The organism is Collinsella sp. AM44-11 (assembly GCF_003467145.1).
Lineage (GTDB): Bacteria > Actinomycetota > Coriobacteriia > Coriobacteriales > Coriobacteriaceae > Collinsella.
Genome location: NZ_QSFE01000002.1, coordinates 138,617 through 159,221 on the forward strand (window position 1 = coordinate 138,617; position 20,605 = coordinate 159,221).

The 20,605-nt window shown below is 57.5% G+C and carries 17 protein-coding genes; 7 read left to right on the top strand and 10 right to left on the bottom strand.

All coding sequences use genetic code 11. The annotated features are described in order from the left end of the window. Positions 1–3 precede the first annotated feature (3 nt). From DW943_RS02000 to DW943_RS02025, 6 genes are all read right to left on the bottom strand, one after another. Positions 4–3,093, bottom strand: a complete 3,090-nt coding sequence (locus DW943_RS02000) for a type I restriction endonuclease subunit R (RefSeq protein ID WP_117862032.1) — start codon at positions 3,091–3,093, stop codon at positions 4–6. 182 nt (positions 3,094–3,275) lie between these two features. After that, a complete protein-coding gene (locus tag DW943_RS02005) occupies positions 3,276–3,815 on the bottom strand; it encodes a hypothetical protein (protein ID WP_117862033.1) in 540 nt (179 codons plus the stop codon). A 2-nt stretch (positions 3,816–3,817) separates the two neighbouring features. Then, the gene (locus tag DW943_RS02010) at positions 3,818–5,539 is read right to left on the bottom strand and encodes an N-6 DNA methylase (protein WP_117862034.1); all 1,722 of its coding nucleotides are present in this window, start codon (positions 5,537–5,539) and stop codon (positions 3,818–3,820) included. A gap of 870 nt (positions 5,540–6,409) precedes the next feature. After that, on the bottom strand, positions 6,410–6,631 hold the full coding sequence (locus DW943_RS02015) for a hypothetical protein (RefSeq protein ID WP_089572148.1): 222 nt from the start codon (positions 6,629–6,631) through the stop codon (positions 6,410–6,412). A gap of 32 nt (positions 6,632–6,663) precedes the next feature. Continuing rightward, a complete protein-coding gene (locus DW943_RS02020; RefSeq protein WP_117862035.1) occupies positions 6,664–7,452 on the bottom strand; it encodes an ADP-ribosylglycohydrolase family protein in 789 nt (262 codons plus the stop codon). 63 nt (positions 7,453–7,515) lie between these two features. Then, the gene (locus tag DW943_RS02025; RefSeq protein ID WP_148326427.1) at positions 7,516–8,529 is read right to left on the bottom strand and encodes a YhcG family protein; all 1,014 of its coding nucleotides are present in this window, start codon (positions 8,527–8,529) and stop codon (positions 7,516–7,518) included. Between the two features lie 204 nt (positions 8,530–8,733). On the opposite strand from DW943_RS02025, the gene DW943_RS02030 reads away from it, so the two are divergent. Then, on the top strand, positions 8,734–9,003 hold the full coding sequence (locus DW943_RS02030; protein WP_117564488.1) for a hypothetical protein: 270 nt from the start codon (positions 8,734–8,736) through the stop codon (positions 9,001–9,003). Positions 9,004–9,097: 94 nt separating this feature from the next. Here DW943_RS02030 and DW943_RS10630 read toward each other — a convergent pair whose 3' ends face one another. The 4 genes from DW943_RS10630 to DW943_RS02050 form a co-directional block, all read right to left on the bottom strand. Further along, a complete protein-coding gene (locus DW943_RS10630; protein ID WP_117862037.1) occupies positions 9,098–10,120 on the bottom strand; it encodes a hypothetical protein in 1,023 nt (340 codons plus the stop codon). Positions 10,121–10,158: 38 nt separating this feature from the next. Further along, on the bottom strand, positions 10,159–11,577 hold the full coding sequence (locus tag DW943_RS02040) for a phosphatidylinositol-specific phospholipase C domain-containing protein (protein ID WP_117862038.1): 1,419 nt from the start codon (positions 11,575–11,577) through the stop codon (positions 10,159–10,161). Between the two features lie 305 nt (positions 11,578–11,882). Next, the gene (locus tag DW943_RS02045) at positions 11,883–12,476 is read right to left on the bottom strand and encodes a hypothetical protein (protein WP_117862039.1); all 594 of its coding nucleotides are present in this window, start codon (positions 12,474–12,476) and stop codon (positions 11,883–11,885) included. Between the two features lie 243 nt (positions 12,477–12,719). Continuing rightward, positions 12,720–13,322: a hypothetical protein gene (locus DW943_RS02050; RefSeq protein ID WP_147324152.1), complete on the bottom strand. Its 603-nt coding sequence runs from the start codon at positions 13,320–13,322 to the stop codon at positions 12,720–12,722. Positions 13,323–13,699: 377 nt separating this feature from the next. On the opposite strand from DW943_RS02050, the gene DW943_RS02055 reads away from it, so the two are divergent. The 6 genes from DW943_RS02055 to DW943_RS02080 form a co-directional block, all read left to right on the top strand. Further along, entirely contained in the window at positions 13,700–14,332 is a 633-nt protein-coding gene (locus DW943_RS02055) for a cyclodeaminase/cyclohydrolase family protein (protein WP_117862040.1), read from the top strand. A gap of 2 nt (positions 14,333–14,334) precedes the next feature. After that, positions 14,335–15,189: a bifunctional 5,10-methylenetetrahydrofolate dehydrogenase/5,10-methenyltetrahydrofolate cyclohydrolase gene (locus tag DW943_RS02060; RefSeq protein WP_117786425.1), complete on the top strand. Its 855-nt coding sequence runs from the start codon at positions 14,335–14,337 to the stop codon at positions 15,187–15,189. Between the two features lie 354 nt (positions 15,190–15,543). Beyond that, positions 15,544–17,067, top strand: a complete 1,524-nt coding sequence (locus tag DW943_RS02065) for a C69 family dipeptidase (RefSeq protein WP_117862041.1) — start codon at positions 15,544–15,546, stop codon at positions 17,065–17,067. A gap of 148 nt (positions 17,068–17,215) precedes the next feature. Then, positions 17,216–17,632 carry a hypothetical protein gene (locus DW943_RS02070; RefSeq protein WP_117862042.1) on the top strand — a complete coding sequence of 139 codons (417 nt, stop codon included), beginning with the start codon at positions 17,216–17,218 and terminating at the stop codon, positions 17,630–17,632. 8 nt (positions 17,633–17,640) lie between these two features. After that, complete coding sequence (locus DW943_RS02075) at positions 17,641–19,404, top strand: AarF/ABC1/UbiB kinase family protein (RefSeq protein WP_117862043.1); 1,764 nt, start codon at positions 17,641–17,643, stop codon at positions 19,402–19,404. A 432-nt stretch (positions 19,405–19,836) separates the two neighbouring features. Beyond that, positions 19,837–20,605, top strand: a 769-nt coding sequence (locus DW943_RS02080) for a DUF4430 domain-containing protein (RefSeq protein WP_199572728.1), incomplete at its 3' end; no start/stop codon positions are given.

Genomic DNA, 20,605 nt, shown 5'->3' on the forward strand with positions numbered 1-20,605 from the left:
TTCCTATGCTGCATTGTCGGCCCAGAGTTCGCACTGATCCATCACGGTGGCCAGTGCCGACTCCATGCCCTCTGGCGGATACTTATGATGTTTGAGCAGACGCTTAATTGCAACACGCATAGCAGCGCGAGCACTTTGCTTCTTCTGCCAATCGACCGTGCGCATTTCGCGCATCTTCACAGCGAGCTCTTGCGTGATGGCGACCAACTCGTCATTCCTTTCGCGATAGTAATCGGCGACTGCCTGCGGTTGTGTTAGCGCTTCGTAAAACGCAAACTCCTCTTCGCTAAGCCCAAGCTCCTTTGCCTTTTGGTTTTCGGAAAGCATCTCTTTCGCCATCTTGAGCATTTCTTCGAATACCTCAGCGTTTGTGAGCTGTCCATTTAGATAGCTATTTACCATGCTTTGCATGAGTTCTGAGTACTTCTTTGCCTGCGTTACGCTCTTCTTGCGGTAGCCCTTGATCTGATCGTCGATGAGTTTTTTCAACAACTCGTAAGCCAAGTTCCTCTCTCTCATACGCGAGAGGCTCGACAGAAACTTGGGATCAAAAATCGAAACCGTTTCGTCTTCCACCTTAAACAGGTCTATTACGCCGTCGGTATGGACGATGTTCTGTTCGAGCAGTGCATTGATGCGCTCATTTACCTGCTTAAGGGTAAGTATGCCCCCGTTTTTGCTGCGAGTGCCGCCCTGCTCGGTGAGCTGAAGGATGAGCTCTCGAACAACCTGGAAATAGCCAGCCTCGATGCGCTGCATGTCTGTTGCGCGACTTTTGGCGAGTCCATAGGCTTTGAGCATGACTCCTGCCTGCTCAACAAAGTCGCGGGTGGTTTCTTCGTCGCCGGGTGCAAGGATATGATTTACTCCACCCGTTATGAGTTCGCTTCGACGTGCGGCGGACTCGGTGCTCATGAATTCCGAATAATCGTAACCAAACATTTTGTCGCGACAGACCGCCAGTTTTTCCAGGAACTTAGGATAGGCGGTTTTCCCGATATCCATGTCGCCGTATTTCTTTTGGTCGCGCTTGGTGTAGTCCTTCATGGCGCGTTTGAGGGCGTTAGCTATGCCTACGTAGTCAACAACCAATCCGCCGACCTTGTCTTTATACACTCGGTTTACGCGTGCGATTGCCTGCATCAGGTTATACCCGCGCATGGGTTTATACACATACATGGTGGCAAGGCTCGGCACGTCAAAACCGGTGAGCCACATGTCTACGACGATTACGATTTTGAGCGGGTCAGCATCATCCTTAAAGCGCTTTGCCATCTCCTTGACATGGGCCTTATTGCCTACAACGTCGAACCACCACTCGGGGTCCTGATTGCCCATGGTCATGACAACGCCGAGCTTGCCCTCGTCCTTCCAAGAGGGTCGCAGTTTGCATATACGTTGATATATAGCCATGGCGGCGGGGCGCGAATACGCGACGATCATCGCCTTGCCGGTGAGTTCGTGCGCACGGTTGGTCTCATAGTGCTCTACGATGTCCTGACATAAGGCATCAATGACTTCTGGTGCACCTAGAACGGCGTCCAGATTTGCAAAGTTACGCTTGCTTGCGTCAATGGTTTCGGCGTTAGCTTGCTCGGTGAGTTTTTCGTACTCATCGTCAACTTTTGCAAGGATGCCCTGATCCAGCTTGAGTGCGACGACGCGGCTCTCGTAGAACACGGGTCGAGTTGCGTCGTCCTCTACTGCCTGTGTCATGTCGTAGACGTCAATATAATCGCCGAAAACCTCGCGAGTCGATCGATCTTCGGCAGAAATAGGGGTACCGGTAAAGCCGACGAAGGTCGCATTCGGAAGGGCGCGGCGGATGAGCAACGCGGTGCCCGTGTGCTTCTTGCCGTCACGGTCGTATTTCTCCTCGAACCCGTACTGCCCGCGGTGCGCTTCGTCCACCATCACGACGACGTTCTTGCGCTCGGAGAGGGCGATGGCCTCCTCCTCGAATTTCTGCATAGTGGTGAAAATGATGCCGTTGGCGCGGCGGCTCGAGATCTGCTGCGCAAGATCGGCGCGGCTCTGCGCCTGAACGGGCGTCTGGCGCAGGAAATCTGAGCATCTGGAGAACTGCGCGAACAGTTGCGAGTCGAGGTCGTTGCGGTCGGTAATTACCACGATGGTCGGGCTGTCGAGTTTCTCTTCGAGCAGATGGGCAAGGAAAACCATTGAAAGCGACTTGCCCGAGCCCTGCGTGTGCCAGAAGACGCCGCCCTTGCCGTCGCCGCCGATGGCCTCATGCACGCTCTCGAGCGCTTTGTTCACCGCGAAGTACTGATGGTATCCCGCGAGGATTTTCGCGTCCTCGGAGAACAGAATGAAGTTCTTCAGGATGTCGATGAGCCGCTCCTTGGGGAACATGCCGTCCAGAGGGGTTTTCCAATCTGCGTATTGGGTGGCCTCGTAGCTCCCATCGACGCTCTTCCACTCAACGAAGCGTGACTCGTTGGCGGTGATCGTGCCAACCTTGGTGTGAAGCATGTCACTGGTGACGCAGAAGGCGTTGTACACGAAAAGCGATGGAATCTGTCGTTTGTAGTTTTGAATCTGTTGGTAGGCATCTTCGCTGTCAGCGTCGGCTCGAGCGGGTGACTTCAATTCAAAGAGAACGAGCGGAAGCCCGTTGACGAATACGATGACATCTGGACGTTTGTTGGTGCCACACTCGATGTAGGTCCACTGGTTAACAACGTGGAAGCAGTTCTTTTCGGGATTGTCGTAATCGACCAAGCGCACGATGTCCGTATGCTCTTCTTTGCCGTCAAACCAGCTTGTCTCCACGCCGTTCTGGAGCATGTCCATAAAGATGCTGTTCTTGGCGATGAGGTCGCTGCCCTCGATTTCCTTTAGTCTAGTTATTGAGGCCTCAATCGCGCGTCGATTGAGCGTGGGGTTAATGCTCTCAAGAGCGGGTCCAATAACGTCAGGTAGGAAGGCGTCGTCAAACATGTCGGAGGAACGAGCGACATCAGGTCCATAGAGGTGCTCGTATCCCAGGCTCGTTTGCAAGTGGTCAATGATGCCTTGTTCGAAAGCATCCTCATTAAATGACGTTGAGGAGCTGTAGTCGACAGCAATCATGCGCACTCCTTACCTTATGCTTCTTCGACGTTGGTGAGCCTGTCCACCATTGCATTCTAGCAGTTAATCTTGCATATATTGGTATATCTGACACCCGTTAGTTGCCATTTGACTTATCGGTTGATCGCGCCAGAATGACAATTGGTGGCGAGGCTCTCTTGCTTATTTAAATCGACTTCTTTTTATGGGCGCTCGTGTTGCGACAGTTGCCCAAGCGCTTGCTTGAAGCTGTTGTTGGTGATCTTGAGGTCGTTTCCCGCTTGCATTTTAATGAGTGTCGGGTAGTCGTCTGGATTGTTCTCGACGCGAGCGATGAAGCTCGAAGCTTCATCGGCGCCCGGGGTCTTGTGAGGCATGGGACCAGCAAGGATTGCGGCGTAGCCCATCGAGCCGCGTATTTTGCCGAAGTTGAAGTGCTTGAGTCGGGAGTATTCGAGTTGAAACTCAAATCGATCCGGGTCGAACCCTTTCTTGCGGGCGATGCTGCGCAACTTGTCGACGTTAACAACGCTGGCGCCCACAACGAGGATCTTGCCCAGAAAGCGTTCCTCATAGGGATCGTTTTCACTTACGAGAAGGTCGGACATTCCAAGGGATGCCAAAAGATCCTCAAGGGTGTCTTCGCGATTTGCCTTTGTTATGGCGGGCAGTAGTTCGAGACCCATGCGCCCCATCATCTCGTCGCAAAGGTCGGAGAGCTCCTGAATGGTGAGATGCGCCAAGGCTAACCCTCCTCATCGAAAAGGTCGGTAAGTTCCTGGCGAGCTCGAGATAGGCGTAGCTTTAACAACTTGATCTCGTCTGTCTTGGCGAGATAGGCATCGGCGATCGTCTTCTGACGATCGGCGTCCTCGAGGGGCACCTTGATGCTGCAGAGAGCTTTGATGGGCACGCTGGGTATGGTGGTGCCGACTGCTTCACGGGCAAGGAGTTCTTTGCCAGAAGGGCTCGAGAAAAACGCGGCGAGGTAGTGCGGATCAATCTTATCCCTGTTGACGCTCAACACGTACAGGTTTCCATTCGCGATGATTTTTCGATCTTCAGGGACCTCGGCAACTGCAACCTTGAACGGGGCGCCGGATTTCGAGATGAGGACGTCGCCGTTGTGGATACGATACTTCTCAAGTTTCGTGTCGAGCGTGGAGAGATTTGGAAGGTCGTCGTCGATAGACCCATCAGAGATATTTCCCAGGTTGAGATAGCTGAGTCCGGTGTCTTCGTCACAGACAAGTGCATCGAGTTCTGCTGCGCGAACGCTTGCGCCTCGCATGATTTTTGCGACGCTCCCGAGCTCAACTCCATTCGGGACCTCGATTTCTTTTTCGAGATAACGCTTTGCAGAGAGATCGAAGTCGCGCGCCGCAATTTCATCAAGTGTTTTGAAAACACTCTTTTCGGAATCGGCGCCAAGGCGTTCGACAATCGCGTCAATGGCGGTTTCGTCAATTGAGCAGCTGCGGCGATCATTGGTGCCCAAATCAGTTGCATCGACAAAGCGGACTCCCTTGGAGCCGCCTGCGGTAAGGATGACGAACGACGTTTGGATCATCGTGTAGGGAGCAAAGACCCCCTTGGGTAGCGCGACAATCGCTTTAATGAAGCCGTTCTTAACGAAGTATTCGCGAACTGGTTTATCCGTGCCATTAAAGCATGCGCCGTTCGACATGACTGCGGCGGCGGTCCCGTCCTTTTTAAGGGAATCGACAAGAAGACGGTTGAAGACCCAATCGGATGACGACGGGCGGCTGTAACGTTCCTGGCCTCTCATGACTTTCTCAATGTAATTAGAACTCTTAGAGAACATCTTGGTCTGCATGCCCCAGGGGTAGTTGGAGAACGCCTTATCTACAGGATTGTGATCAATGCTGGTGTCGAAATAGCGGAACATGTCATCACAGGCGTAGCAAATCTGCGAACCCTTGACTTTGGAACGGAGCTTTGCGATGGCAAGGGTGTTCGAATTGAGTTCGACGCCCATAAGCTTGGCATTGAGGCATTTCGATGCGGCGGCTTCGAGGAAGTTGCCTGTTCCGCAGCCGAAGTCAATGACCTTCTCACCGGACTTAATATCCAGAACAGCAAGTGCGAGATGCGCGATTCCCTCGGGGGTCGAGGATTCTCCGCCAAAGATTCCCTGGCTGATCGGGCCGTCCTGAAGGAATTTATCGATTGCTTCTTCGCTGAAAGTGGAAAGAGCGGCAAGGAGCTCGTCGAATGATCCGTCTGCGGCAATTCGCTTGTAGGCGTGACTGAGCAGTGCAGCGATATCGCCGTCTCCCTGGGATGCGAGCTCAATCATTTCGGCGTGGTTGTCACATCTGCCGGTTTTCTGAACGAAACGTGCGAGATATACGAGCGGGTAGAGATATTCGGAGGGCAATGAACCGCGGAGACGGGTCATGAGGGTCCAGCCGATTTCTTTTGTCTGTGCACTGGTGTTAAACAATTTGAATCCTTTCAAACGATGGTTATCAATAACCGTTAACTGAACTATAACACATCGGGTTATGGATAACCAGATATAAACTCAGGTTATTTATAACCAAAAATTAATTCGTCTTACACTGATATGGCCGACCTGCTGGTCGTGCCCACTCGTTATTGACTTGGTGACGGTTAAAGGCGTGAGGAGTGAATCGGAGCAGCGTGCATTTGCCGTTTTGGTCTATTCGCAGGTGAAGATGAATGGGTGCGGCATGCCATTGCATTTCAGTGGGGCACAGTCCTAAGCCGGAAGCGATGGCGGATGTGGTGCGATGGTGCCAAGAAAAGTGCCTAGACCTGGGTGAAGAAGCGAGACCGCGGGTGCTTTTCCATTTCTTTGGTTGAATGGATTGTCTGTTCTGTTGGCTGCGCCGGCGCTGTTTCTTTGTTCTCGTTCGCGCGATATCTGCTTGTGGCGGTAGATGTAAATAAACAGTGGAGCGGCTGCAAAAGAGCCGCCTCGCTGGGTAAAATCAGGGTGTGCCGCGGAACCCGCTCCTCAGTCGGTCAACTTTGGAAGCGCGGGCAACGCAGGTGCTATCGTCTTAAAGGGTCGGCTGCAACCGACCCTTTTCTATGACTCCCTTCGCTATCCGTTACTGCTTATATTCCCGCCAGATCGAGTAGAGGTTCCGGGCAATGCCGGTCACATACATCGAGAGGCGCAGGATTTCAAGAAACAAGTTCATAGGCTTCACCCCAATCGGAGATCGGAGCGTTGCCCGCAGGCGGATTCCGCGGCGGTCAAGATTTTACCTCACAGGCCGCGGTGGGAGACATCCTATCCACCCCCTGGTTTGGAGCAGTGTCGATCTGACGGGCAATCAAGCCTTTAGCTCTCTTTGAATTGAGCAAGCATCTGCCCGAAGAAGCTGAGCCCGGATGGCTCATAAATGAGTGAGCCGCCATCTTCGGTCCGGTAGACCCCGCAGGGGAGGTAGCGCCCGTCGGGAAGGACGTAAAGGTTTTCTTCCTCCATCAGTCCCGTTGGGAGTATCGGGGTCTCGTTTTCGCCCATTTGGAACTCATCGATATTCGCGATCTTCCTCTCCATGATGCCTCCTACCTTATTTCTTGAATGGCGCCCTAAAACAAGCAGCTCTCAATCAACTCTTTACCGCGCAGGGTGTCGATCCATTTCTGCGGAATTGCGTTCATGCCGTATGCTGCGCCGGCGAGGGCGCCGGCGACGGCTGCGGTGGTGTCGGTGTCGTCGCCTAGGTTGACGGCGGCAAGCACGCAATCTTCGTAGCTGTTAGTGTTGACGAAACACCAGGTGGCTGCCTTAAGCGTGTCGCGCACGAAGCCACCCGACCTGATCTCCTGCTCAGGCACGCCTTTCAGATGGAGCGCCCACGAGGGGAGCACGTCGTTCATCACATCCCTCATCAGCTCGACAAATATGATGCATGCGTCGGTCGACGTTCTGTGGGCGTGCGTAATCGCGGAGACCTTGCTGACCTCTTCGTCTGTCGCATCGGTGAACGCCAGGGGAGCGATGCGCATGAGCGATCCGTTGCCGTTGTCGCGCTCGCCGGAGCCTCCTTTGCCGGTGCGCAGGGCGCGGGCGGTCGTACCGCCGTAATCGAAAACGCCGTCGATCGTATACTCGCCACGGGCAATCCAGCTTACGAACTTGTCGCGCATGTCCGCGGTGTCGATGTGCCCGAGCTCCCTAATCGAGTCGCAGGTAGCAAGCGTCATAGATGTGTCGTCGCTCCAGGTGCCGGCGGGTTGCCCATGCGTGCCGTAGCCGATCATGTCCGTGCATTCGAACGTACCGCGGGGCCTGAACTCGTAGGGAACGCCCAGCGCGTCACCGACGGCAAGCCCATAGATGCAGTCGCGCAGTGTTGTTTTCGGTCTGTCTGTCATGGAAAGCTCCTCTTATCCCGGGTGATGTGGAGCGCCGTCGGGGGTATCGGTCGCAACGTGCCGCTACCCTTGCGCTTCGCTATTAGTCGCTTCGTTGATGGCGCGGTACTCGGCACTCAGCTCGCGCGCCAGCTCTTCCTTGCTTGGAAGATACGGCAGGTATTTGGCGGCAAACACTTGGTCGTTGTCTTCGGGCAGCGTGTACTCGACGATCGAATCGCTTTTGTCCGCGCAGAGCACGATGCCTATGGGCGGATTGTCGCCTTCGTTCATGAGCTCGCGCGTGTAGTAGTTCACATACATTTGCATCTGGCCCAGGTCCTGGTGCGTAAGATCGTCCGTCTTAAGGTCGATGAGCACGAAGCAGCGCATCAGATAGTTGTAAAACACAAGGTCAATATAGAAATGGCGCCCATCAAAGGTGATGCGCTTTTGGCGCGCCTCGAAAGCGAAACCACGGCCAAGCTCCAGCAGGAACTTCTGAAGATGCGTGATGAGCGCCTGCTCTAGATCGCTCTCGCGAAACGCAGTATCGTCCGAGAAACCTAAAAACTCCAGTACATATGGGTCGCGGATGATATCCTCGGGGCGACGAGCCGGGGCGCTCTTTTGGATTTCCTGGGTGACGGCCTCCTTGTCCTTGCTGGCAAGTAGGCGCTCTCGGAACATGGTGTTGATCTGGCGTTCGAGCTGGCGCGTGCTCCAGCGAGAATTGGCGCATTCGTTCATGTACCAGGCGCGAGCATCAGGGTCGGGAATGCGCATCAACCTGCGGTAATGAGTCCAGCTCAATTCGCTACGCAGTGCGTCGCGAATTGGAAACGCAAGAAAGAGCTGACGCATATTGCGAAGGTTTGCGATGCCAAAGCCTCTTCCGAAATCCGCGGTAAGCCTTCTGGAGAGGCCCGCAATCAATGCCTCTCCATATGCTGCGCGCTCCTCTCCGCCCTGTTCATCAACAATGCTCTTGCCGATCTCCCAATATGCCTCAACCATCGCAAAGTTAACGGCGGTATATGCCTTGTTGCGAGCGGCGTTGAGAATCGAGAAAACCTGCTTGTAAAAAACTTCTGGCACGATTGTCGATTCCCCGCGGTTTACCAGTTCACCCATCAATATCGCCCGACTTTCCTCTTGAGGAATGCATCTTTATTACATTTAGTTTAAAGCCTCGCGCGGACACGAATTGCTGCGTTGTCTGGCACCTTCGCATGGGGGCCTTGCGGTGGTTAAAATGTGACCATAAAGGCAGTTTTAGCGAACCCCACGGGAGTGACATGCATGGACAAGAACACGCTGCTATTCCAGGACAAAGGTTCGGGTAGGTTTAAAGACGTCAAGATCTACCCTAACCGTATTGAGGTGCTCAAGAAGGGCACGTTTGGTGGCAAGCACACCGAGATTGTTTACCTTAAGGACATCACTGGGGTCAACAGGATCAAGGGCCGCGACGTTTTTCTACGTAACAGGCTGTTGACCGCTTGTGTCTTTAGCCTGAGCAGTCGTGCGAAGGCCCAGGAGTTTGTTAACGCGCTGAACATGGTGATGTAGTCGAAAGCGGCGTTCGGGCCAAGGTAAAAATCGGGGGCACAGAACGGTGTTCTGCGCCCCCGATTGAGTCGATGTGTCTAAAAGGCTGGCTTGCCTATTCGCTAGCGCCTTCGCTGTCTTCGCGGTCACTGGCAAGCATTGCTGCACCTGCGACCGTCGTCGCCACGGCGGCGGCAGCGAGCCCGGCGGCAACGCCAGAGCCGTCGCCCGTGTCGGCGAGTTTTCCGGCCGAGCTTTTGCCCTTGCCGTTCTTGTCGGCGCTACCTGCGTTGGAGCCCGTGCCACCGTCGGTGCCGGCGCCGTTGCCGCCCGCACCGCCCGAGGCCGCTACGGTAAAGCTTGCGGCTCCGTCGGTGGCAAGCGTGTAGTTTTGCGCCGCGTTGCCCAAGAGACCGTTCGCCCGCACCCAATACGTCCCCGCGGCAAATGCCTCGCCCTCGGCCATCGCCGTTCCCGGAGCGCCGTTCGCGTCGTGCACAAACTCGAGCTGGGCCGTGCAGGCATCGGTTTCGAGCTTGCCCTCGAGTGATGCCGCAATCTTGGCGCGCACGTCTTCGCCGGCCTTAAGGCCTTCGAGTCCCTCAAAATGGGGCGTCAGCGCGCGTGGATCGATATCGATGGACACGGAGCCCCGCAGCTCCGTAACGGTCTCGTTGCCCAAGGCGTCGACATCCACATATTCGATGGCAAACGCATGGCCCGAAGCCGCCACGTTGAGTACGTTGCTGCTGTCGACGAGGCGGAAATGACCCTCGCCAACGGTCTTGCCGTCCTGGAGCGAGGCGTCGCTCAACGAGTCGCCATATGTCATGTGCATGCGGGCTGGGAGGTAGCACGAAGCTGTCTGCTTGTGCTGCGTATCGTAATTGCGCTGGTAGATGCTCCGGGCCAGCGCCGCATCAACAAAGTCGGATGCGATGATGCCAATGTGCTTGAGGTAATCTGACTTTGTATCCTCGATGCCGCTGGGATTGATGTACGGGCTCTTATACAGATGCTCGTTGACTACTCGTGCCGAGGTAAAAGGATTGCCTCCGTGCGACAAGCCCGTGCAGCTGGTGTAGTTGATAGGCCAGCAACGCTCCTGCGCTTGCACCTTGGCCCCGCCATCGTCCACGACGTCCACCTTGTTGCGCGTGCGCCCGGTCGTTTCCTTCAGTGCATTATCGACCCAGCTGAGCTTGTCGGTTCCCGTGAGTTTGTACTTGTCCTGGGCGTATACCTTGGTGCAATAGGGCTCTTTGTCGCCTGTTTCCCCCGCGGCTTCAAAGCCCCGCGCGTCTTGGACGAGACACATAGTGGTGCTGTCGGAGTGAGCCTTGATCTTGTCATCCCATTCGGCAAGGTCGAGGCCCACGTATGGCCGCTTACACTGTTGCCGGCGAGCCTAAATCGACGCAGCAGAACGATCTTTCCGCGCACCTCGTGTAGCGTGGGAACGCGGCTCGATGTGTAGAACAGGTTGGGGTTATCGGCCATAACCTTGGCGAAGGCCGTCGTTATGCTTTCGTCGGTAGCCTCATCGTTGCCGCGCGATGCGAGCATGATGAGCGCTTCTGACGGGTTTTCGTTCAAAAACGTTTTGAAGTACCCGATGACATCGGAGAGATGCAGATAGTTCCCGTCTTTTTTGAGTAGGTAGAAAATCCCGTGGTCGATACCGGGGTCGTCGCCCTTTCCGAGTCGGATATCAAAATAGCGGATTCCCTCGAGCAACTGCGTGGGAATGTAATCCTGCTGGCATTTTACTTGCGAGGATTGGGGCTCAGTGTCGTTGTCCACGCTGCAGGTGCCCGAATCGTGCGTACCCGGGATGCTCAGCTCGTCGAGGAACTTGTTGTCGTCGACGTATTTCATCCAACATGGCCCATCGACGTAGCTGCTGTACGTGATCCAGTCGAGGCTGCTAACCGTGGCATCGTTCTTTTTCATGTCGTAACCGATAAGTTCGAGCTCCCACGGAATGCTCTTACTCTTATGGCAGATCTTATTGTTGTCCTGGTCTTTGCCGTTCGATTCTATTGCCAAGTACTTAATGTCTTTTTTCTCGGTTTCTTTCTCGACCGTGCGGTCTCGGATGATATAGGTTCCGTTTGATTGGCGCTCGAACGCAAAAGCGCGGCTGGGCTTGTTGTCATACTCGCCGCCCCATACGTGGATGACCTTTCCATCTTTGTCCGAGTCGTCGTCGACCGACCAAATGCTGTAGCCCGTCTTTTTATGCTCTTCGAAATTGAGCAAGGTGCGGATAGCATACCAGTTTGTATCGTCATTCTTGGTCGTTACGTTCTCAAGGATGAGCTTGCTGGACGTGCCGTCGTTAAACAGGTGGCAGACGTTGCCGCGAACGTTGCCGTCTTGGTTGACGCTCGCGGTGCGAAAATAGCCCGCGGGGCGAAGGCGAATGACGAAATTACCGAGGTGCTCCGCCGGTTTGGGCGTGTCGTCTGCAAATGCCGCTCGCAGGGGAATGCCCGGTGCCGCGGTTTCTGGCAGGCTTGCAAGCGGCGACAGCGCCGCAAGACCTAAGCCCAGCGTAAATGCTCGGCGGCTGATGGCATGGTGTTCGGTCATAACTCCTCCATTCGCAGCGTGCGGTTATGCGATAGTTTTGGTCACTATACTGCCCAGATGTTTAAAGATGCTGGTTTAATTGTCTGCGCGGCGCAATAAATCGGTGGGCGGACGTGTTGAGGTGTTTGTCGTTTTCGTACTGTTGCCACATTTGGGGCGGTTCCGGCGTCCGGCACCCTCGCGTTCGCCGGCTATCGGCATAAGAAAGGGAAGATCGGCGAGCCGATCCTCCCTTGGTGCGAAGCGCTGGGGTATCGTCGCTTGTTTGCACTGTGCCCGTGTTTCCCGCTGCGCTCGCCAGTCGTTTAGCGCTTGATCTCGATGTCGTCGAGCTTGACGTCCATGGCTTCGGTCTTGGCTTCGGCGATGTCGTCGGCAAACTCCAGAGACTTCATCATGGTCTCGACGGCGTCCTTGTGTTCCTCGACGTTGTCGATGCGCACGTACACGCTGCCGCCGTCAACGTCGGTGAAGTACTCGGTCGTCACGCCGCCCGAGTGCGTAAAGTAGGCGCTGCGCCAGGTCTTGCCGTTGTACTTAACGGGATCGCTCTCGGTCCATCCGGAGTTGGCCTTCCACTTTGCCTCGTAGTCAAACAGCTCGTCGGCGTTCTTGTCAGTGTCGAAGACGGGGATGAAGCGGTCGCTGGCGTGCTCGCTCTCGGTGAACTTAAACTGGGCCCTGTCGGCGGTGTCGCCGGCGACGTCGGTGATCTCGACGCCCTCGGGGACCTCGACCTTAAACCAAATGAAGTCGGTCCTCATATCCACGGCTGGCTTTTCTGCTCCGCCGCCACCACCACTGCCGGTAGCGTCGCCGCTGCCACCGCAGCCCACCAGAGCAACTGTGGCAAAGAGACTGATGCAGAGGGTGAGAATCGCAAAGGCCTTCTTTTTCATGGTCGTGTCCTCCTCGATCTGTAACCGCCCATGGATTACCTGCCTTTACTGTACGCGCGAGCGGCTCGTTCGGGTGGGCCATGTGTCCCATTCTGAGGGCCGGATTTGCGCCGACAAGTGGCAATATACGCGGGCACAAAAGAGGGGAGGGCCGATGCCTGTCGGCCCTCCCCGGGGTTGGGTGCCCGTTGCTTTAATGGGGCGCATGTGCGCAGGTGCGCGTAGGCGCGTGCGGGTGTCCCGTTACTTGAGCTCGATGCTCGAAATCTCGACTTCGCGCGCCTCGGAAACTGCCTCTGCCATGTCATCGGGGAACTCGATGGAGTTGAGGAGCGTCTCGGCTTCTTTCTTGTGCTGGTCGAAGTTCGAGATGAGGACGTAGACGCTTCCCGGCTCAACGTCGGTAAAAAGCATGGTTGAGATGCCGCTGTTGTCCTCGTATGTTCCGACGAGCCACGTCCTGCCGTTATACTCGACGGACCCGCCATCCTTCCACTGGAACGTATCCCCCTTCTTTTCTGCCTGGTCGGCGTGGGATTCCTCGGCTGTCATCGCTTTTTTCCAAACGGGGATAAAGCGATCGGCCGAGGCGTTCTCGTCTTCGGGGAAGGTGAGCTGGACCCTGTCGGCATTCTTGCCGGCGGAGTCGCTTACGCCGACGCCCTCGGGCATCTCGACCTTAAACCAGATAAAGTCGGTCTTCTTGGCGACGGGGGCCTTTTCCTTGCCCTCGCTCTTGGATGCGCTGCTGCCCCCGCCCGATGCGTTCCCGCCGCAGCCGACAAGGGCAAATGCGGCAAAGAGGGCGATGCAAAGGGAAAGGATTGATAGGGTCTTTTTCTTCATGGTGGCGTCCTCCTTGTCTGCCAGGGACATCGTGTGCCGCGGATCGCTGGGGCGGCGGTTGCGCGTGCACATGATGACTTTGTTTGCTGTGCGGTGATTCCTCCATTCGTCGTCCGGTGCCGTGATGAGCGTTGCCCCAACATGGGGCTCCTTACCTATATGTATGCCCCAGTTGCCGCTGCCCGGGAGTCTCGAAACGTGGGCCATGTGTCCCATGTTTGCGTTGGCATGGCCTATCGTTCGTCATAGAAATCCGCGATGGCCAGGTGCGCTGACGCCCATGTGCTTATGGGCTAGACTTAGCACCATTACGTGTTCGATGCGGTTGGTCGGCGGTTGCCGCCTGACCGATGTATATGACTTGAAGGTGCGTGCGTATGAGCCAAGAGATGATGGATAAAACCTGTCGAGAGTTTGCCGAGGCACTTGCCGCACGCGAGCCGGTTCCCGGCGGTGGCAGCGCGAGCGCCTTTGTGGGCGCGCTGGGCGCCTCGCTTTGTGGAATGGTCGCTCGTTATGGTGCGACCAATCCTGCGCTTGCCGATCGCGCGGATGACCTGACGCGCGCATTTGCCCAGGCAGATGAGTTGGCCCAGGAGCTTGTCGAGTTGGTTGCCGAGGACGTTCGTGCATATGGGCAGTTGTCCGCGGCGTACGGTATTCCGCGTGGCGATCCGGCTCGAGCGACCGCGATTCAGGATGCGCTGCATGTGGCCGCTATGCCGCCGTATCGCATTATGGATGCCTGCGGGCGTGCACTGGCGCTGCTCGAGGACATGGCCGACAAGGGTTCGCGTCAGCTGCTGTCCGATGTGGCGTGCGGCGCCGTGTTCTGCCGTTCCGCTATGCGGGGCGCGAGCTTGACGCTCTTTGCGAACACCACGTCTATGAAGGATCGCGCTCGTGCTGAGGAGCTCGAGACGGCGTGTGATGAGTTGCTCGACATGTGGTTGCCGCGCGCCGATGCGCTGGCGCGCCGCGCCGCCGACGCCGCAAGGAAGAGGGGATAGCCATGGCTGAACTGCTGAAGGGTGCCCCCGTTGCTCGCGCTTTGACTGAGGAACTTGCTGCTCGCTGCGTGGCTTTGCGCGAGCGCGGCGTTGTGCCGACGCTGGCTATCGTGCGCGTGGGTGAACGCGAGGACGACCTATCCTACGAGCGCGGTGCGCTCAAGCGCTGCGAAAAGGTTGGCATTGAGGCTCGCCGCGTTTTGCTTCCCGCCGATGTTTCGCAGGACGAGCTGTTGGCGGCCATCGAGGACATCAATACCGATTCGTCTGTTCATGGCTGCCTGATGTTCCGCCCGCTGCCCGCCGGCCTTGACGAGGACGCGGTTGCCGCGGCACTCGATCCTGCCAAGGACGTTGACTCCATGACGCCGACTTCGCTGCTCACCACGCTTTCGGGGCGCGGCGAGGGTTTTGCCCCCTGCACAGCCGAAGCCGTGCTTGCTTTGCTGGATCATTACGGCGTTGAGCTGGATGGGGCCAAGGTCGCGGTCGTTGGTCGGTCGCTGGTGATTGGCCGTCCCGTTGCCGCCATGCTTACGGCTCGCAATGCCACAGTGACGACGTGCCATACGCATACGCACGACCTTGCTGCCGAGTGCCGTGCTGCCGACATTGTGGTTGCCGCCGTTGGACGCGCGCGTACGATTGACGTGGATGCGGTTCGAGAGGGCCAGACGATCATTGATGTTGGCATTAATTGGGACGAGGCCGCTGGCAAGTTGGTGGGTGACGTCGATTCTGATGCTGCGGAGCCGGTCGTTAACGCCATCACGCCCGTGCCGGGCGGCGTGGGCGCTGTGACGACGGCGATCCTCGCCAAACACGTGATCGAGGCGGCCGAGCGCGCATCGAAATAGGCGTTTTGGGCTGTTTGAGGGGTTAGCTCTATACCCCGTGGACAAAAAATGCCAAATATGAGTACTGTTGCCAAGATAGTCACATATTCTTTAGGTCAAATAGGCTCTCTAACGATATTTATTATCGATAAAGAGCCTATTTTATTGGACCTATGAGGAATTACATCATCTAATTTTTGAACAAATGTAGACTTTTGGCACCCATACGTAGCAAAATTGATGTTACTAAATTGGTGACAGTACTCACATTTGGCATTTTTTGACCACAGGGGTTGCCAGCGCCGCGGTTTCGCCCTTTCTGCGCCGAAGCGATACACTGTTATCGTTTGATTTCTTCGCTCAAGGAGGATGCGCATGCCGTGCACAACGATTTTGGTTGGTAAGAACGCGAGCTACGACGGGTCGACGTTGGTTGCCCGCAACGAGGACTCGTCCAACGGGGTGTTTGAGCCCAAGCGTATGCGCGTGGTGCATCCCGACGAGCAGCCGCGCGTCTACACGAGCGTCCTGAGTCACCTGACCGTTGAACTGCCCGATAACCCCATGCGCTACACGAGCGTCCCCGATGTTGTCCCGGGCCACGGCATCTGGGCCGAGGCCGGTTTCAACGAGCTCAATGTGGGCATGTCCGCAACCGAGACGCTCACCACCAACGAGCGCGTTCGCGGCGCCGACCCGCTCGTCGACTACGTGCCCGCCAAGGGCAACGAGGACGAGGACGGCTATGTTCCGGCGCAGCCCGGCGGTCTGGGCGAGGAGGACATGGTGACCCTGGTGCTGCCATATGCCAAATCCGCCCGCGACGGCGTACGCATTCTGGGTGACCTGCTCGAGCGCTATGGCACCTACGAGAACAACGGCATCGCCTTTAGCGACGTGGACGAGATCTGGTGGCTCGAGACCATCGGCGGTCACCACTGGATCGCCAAGCGCGTGCCCGATGACGCCTATGTGACCATGCCCAACCAGCTGGGTATCGACAGCTTTGACCTGGATGACGCCGAGGGCGCCCAGGCCGATCACATGTGCTCCGCCGACCTGCGCGCTTGGATGGCCGAGTGGCATCTGGACTTGACGCTGGGCGTTGAGGGCGACGGTCCGGCCGCGGTCTTTAACCCGCGCGAGGCCTTTGGCTCGCACAGCGACAGCGACCACGTTTACAACACGCCGCGCGCCTGGTATATGCAGCGCTGCCTTAACCCCAGCGATGTGTGGGACGGTCCCGAGGCCGACTACACGCCCGAGAGCGACGATATTCCCTGGAGCCGCGTGCCCGAGCGCAAGGTGACCATCGAGGACATCAAGTACGTACTCTCGAGCCACTACCAGGGCACGGAGTACGACTGCTACGGCAGCAAGGGCACGCCCGCCACGCGTGGCGCCTATCGCCCCATCGGCATCAACCGCAACAGCCAGCTCGCTGTGCTGCAGCTGCGCCCCTATGCGCATCCGGCCTACCGCGCCGTGCAGTGGATGGCCTTTGGCTCCAACTCGTTTAACGCGCTGGTTCCGCTGTACGCCAACGTCGAGACCATGCCCGAGTACTTTGCCGACACGCAGGCTCGCGTGACGTCCGAAAACTTCTACTGGGCCAACCGCCTGATCGGCGCGCTGGCCGACGTCCGTTTCCATGAGTGCGGTCGCGCCGTGGAGGACTACCAGGAGAAGGTCGGCGGCATGGGCCACAAGCAGATTCACGACGTTGACGCTGTCGTAGCCACGCTGCCCGAGGCCGAAGTGCCCGCCGAGCTCGCCCGCGCCAACGAGGCCTTTGCCGAGCTCATGCGCGTGGAGACCGATGCCCTGTTGGGCAAGGTGCTCTACACCACGAGCTGCGCCATGAAGAACTCTTTCGCGATGAACGACAACATTAGGTAAAAGCCGTATTGCAGCGAACGAGCGGGGCAAACGCCGTCAAAGGCTTTGCCCCGCTCGATTTCTATCTTGGCGGTAAAACGATTTTGTGTCGTTCACTCAATCTTGGGTACAAGAAGGCCAATGCAGTTGTTCATGATTGGAGCCAACCATGGTTATGAAACTCGATCAGCTTGTTAACGGCGCCATTAACGTGGGCTTCGGTGCCGCCGCCGTTGCCGTCGAGGGCGGCAAGAAGGTCCTCGACGACCTCGGTACCAAGGGCGAGCAGGTCCGCAAGGATGCCGGCACCCCCGATATCGCCCGCAGCGTGTCCGATATGTTCGAGCAGGCGGGTGGCACCATCTCCGACCTGACCGAGCGCCTGGGCATGCAGGGCGAGACTGCGGCCCAGCGCGTGCTCGATGAGCTCATCCTTGCCCGCGTCCGCGTCATGACCGCCCCCGAGCGCACGGCCTTCCTGGCCCATGTGCGCGACATCGTCGATTCGGTCGAGGACAACGTGACCTCGGTGCCCGTCGAGTCCGTTGAGCCCGACGATGCGAAGGATACCGAAGAGGCCGAGTAGCAGCGCAGATGGCAGATTCCACCACCGATTACAACAATCTAGATCCCTTGGGTGACGAGGCGGCGGTTGTCGATGAGGTCGACGCCGCCGTCTCGGGCGCTCGCAAGAAGCCGCGCGCTGTCGATATGGTCCCCGAGGAGCCCGACGCGATGGCGCCGGACGAGGAATACCAGCTCACGCCGGCGGGTCGTCGCGAACGCATCGGGCAGATTGTTCGCCTGGTCAAAAAGTACCGCGTGTGGGATAACCTCACGCCGGTTCGTTTGCGCCGCCTGCTCGAGGAACTCGGCCCCATGTTCGTCAAGATGGGGCAGATTCTGGCTAACCGTTCCGAGATTTTGCCGCAGCGGTTTTGCGACGAGCTGCGTCGTCTGCGCTCCGATGTAGAGCCGGTGCCGTATGAGGTAGTGCTCCGGTGTCTGGAAGAGGAGTACGGCCAGCGCCTGGGGCAGATGTTCGACGCGATCGACCCCAATCCGCTCGGAAGCGCGTCGCTCGCGCAGGTACACCGTGCCCGCCTGGTGACCGGCGAGGACGTGGCCGTTAAGGTGCAGCGCCCCGGTGCGCAGCAGGTTATGGCACAGGACATCGATATCATCCGCTCGGTGGTGCGTATCGTTTCCAAGTTCGTCAACACCGATCAATTCGTTGACCTGCACGGCGTAGTCGAGGAGTTGTGGACCTCGTTTCGCGAGGAGACCAACTTTTTGGCCGAGGCCAAAAACCTCAACGACTTCTACGAGTTCCATAAGAGCGTTCATGGCGTGACGTGCCCTAAATCCTATCTGGACTTGTGCACCGAGCACGTGGTGGTTATGGACTACGTCGACGGCATTTCGATCGCCGATCCTGAACGCTTGGTGGCCGCGGGCTATGACTTGGAAATGATCGGTGCCGCGATTGTCGAGGACTACTCGACGCAGGTGCTCGACGACGGCTTTTTCCATGCCGACCCGCATGCGGGAAACATTATTCTCAAGGACGGCATCGTTTACTTTATCGACTTGGGCATGGTCGGACGCATGTCGAGTCACGATCGCGGTATCGTCAAGGACATGATTTTCGCCGTGGCCGAGGGTGACGTGCCCAAGCTCAAGGATTCGCTCATGCGCTTCGCCGTGACGCGTGGCGACTCGGCTGAGCTCGATCATTCGGCCTTTTTGTCCGATCTTGACTTTATCGTGGCTGACTTTGCGGGCCTTGACCTGAAGGATCTGGATATCGGCGAGTTTTTGACCTCGCTGTTAAACCTGGCGCGCAAAAACGACGTTGAGCTGCCGAGCGTGGTGACGATGTTCGCCCGCGGCATGGTGACGCTCGAGGGTCTGCTGACCGAGTATATGCCCAATGTCAACATGATCCAGATTATCCAGACGCACATCAAAAACGAAAAAAGCACCTATGCGCGCGTGCGTGATATGGGACGCGATCTTGCCGCGAGCAGCTATCGCGCGGCAAAAGGTTCGCTCGAGGCGGCCGAGTATCTGGGCTTGGCTTCGCGTATGCTCACGCGCGGCCAGCTTAAGGTGAACACGCAGATCATGAGCAGCGATAAAGCGCTGCGACAGCTGGGCGGAATTATCGACCGTATGTCGATGGCAATTGTGATTGCTGGCCTGTTTATCGGTTCGTCGGTGGTGTACTACGCGCGCATCGAGCCGGTTGTGTTTGGTATCCCGGTCATTGGCTTTATGGGCTACGTCAGCGCACTGGTGCTGGCGCTTATGCTGGGCCGCAATATCTGGCTCAACAGTCACGGCGGCAAGCACTAGAGGCCGCGACCGTCACCGCATTTTCCTATCGCAAACAATAGCTTTTACCTTGGGCTTCGCCTGCGTGCGAGGCCCTTTTGCGTGATACCATTTTGACGGTAATAATCGATGGCCTAGATGGTGGTGCGGAGACGCACGAATGCGCGGTTTACCTGCGCGTTTGGGAGAATTGGGGTGCAAGTCCCCGGCTGTACCAGTAACCGTAATTCCTCTTGGCTCGGGATGTTCGCGTCGCAGATCGGACGACGTGCCCGAGTCGTTAAGGTTAAGTCGGATCGCCTCCCATCTTGCATGCGGCTGCGGCGTATGCCGCCGGTGTGCATAGGGCTCTGGAGGGAAGGGGGACCCCGATGGGGGAACTCGAGCGCAACATGCGCGATGACGTGGGGCAGCCTCAAGGCAACGCTCCAAGTACAGACAATGGGGGGACAAATGGATATGTTTGAGGACGAGCGCGAGCGCGCCTCGTTGCATCGCCGTGGCGCGATTGCACGCGGTGTAGCCAAGCGCTGCCTGGTGGCATTCCTGGCCTTCGCGATGGCCTTTGGCACCACACCGGCTCAGCTGTGGGCCGAGGGCGCCGAGGGCATTGCCGAGGCTGTGGCTCAGGCTGCGACACCGGACGAGGGTGCAGCGCCTGCGGATGGTGCTGCCGACGGTGCCGTTTCTGAAACCGGCTCTAACGCGAGCGATGCGTCGGTTAACGATGGCGCTTCGACGAATGCCGCAGATAGCAACGGCGTAGCGTCGGACGATTCTGTTGCAGCCGAGGCTTCTACTGCTTCGCCGGATTCATCCGAACAGGACGTCAAAAGTGTTGTAGCCGCTTCCGATGAGGCTGAATCTCAGCCTACCGAAGCCGCAGGCCAAGAGGTCGCGGCCACGTGCTCCGTCGTCGGCACCGACGCCAAGGGCGCCCAGCAGACCTGGGCCGCCGCCCAGCAGATCACGCTGAAGGAGGGCTCGACCGCGGCCGACCTCTCCGAGCAGCTCTTCAAGCAGGCCGGCCTCAAAGCCGACTACGACCCCAACGGCTCCTGGGGCTGGGCGCTCAACTCGATCACGTCGCCCTTCGACGCGGGCCGCACGCTCGCCTACGACCCGGCGACCGGCGCGTACTGGCAGCTGTTCGTCAACGGCAGCGCCTCCGCGGTCGGCGCGGGCGGCTACACGCTCAAGGACGGCGACTCCGTCGTCTGGT

Coding starts and splice junctions, on each gene's coding strand:
- DW943_RS02000 (WP_117862032.1), bottom strand. CDS start 3,093: ATGATTGCTGTCGACTACAGCTCCTCAACGTCATTTAATGAGGATGCT.
- DW943_RS02015 (WP_089572148.1), bottom strand. CDS start 6,631: ATGGAGAGGAAGATCGCGAATATCGATGAGTTCCAAATGGGCGAAAAC.
- DW943_RS02020 (WP_117862035.1), bottom strand. CDS start 7,452: ATGACAGACAGACCGAAAACAACACTGCGCGACTGCATCTATGGGCTT.
- DW943_RS02030 (WP_117564488.1), top strand. CDS start 8,734: ATGGACAAGAACACGCTGCTATTCCAGGACAAAGGTTCGGGTAGGTTT.
- DW943_RS02040 (WP_117862038.1), bottom strand. CDS start 11,577: ATGACCGAACACCATGCCATCAGCCGCCGAGCATTTACGCTGGGCTTA.
- DW943_RS02045 (WP_117862039.1), bottom strand. CDS start 12,476: ATGAAAAAGAAGGCCTTTGCGATTCTCACCCTCTGCATCAGTCTCTTT.
- DW943_RS02050 (WP_147324152.1), bottom strand. CDS start 13,322: ATGAAGAAAAAGACCCTATCAATCCTTTCCCTTTGCATCGCCCTCTTT.
- DW943_RS02055 (WP_117862040.1), top strand. CDS start 13,700: ATGAGCCAAGAGATGATGGATAAAACCTGTCGAGAGTTTGCCGAGGCA.
- DW943_RS02060 (WP_117786425.1), top strand. CDS start 14,335: ATGGCTGAACTGCTGAAGGGTGCCCCCGTTGCTCGCGCTTTGACTGAG.
- DW943_RS02065 (WP_117862041.1), top strand. CDS start 15,544: ATGCCGTGCACAACGATTTTGGTTGGTAAGAACGCGAGCTACGACGGG.
- DW943_RS02070 (WP_117862042.1), top strand. CDS start 17,216: ATGGTTATGAAACTCGATCAGCTTGTTAACGGCGCCATTAACGTGGGC.
- DW943_RS02075 (WP_117862043.1), top strand. CDS start 17,641: ATGGCAGATTCCACCACCGATTACAACAATCTAGATCCCTTGGGTGAC.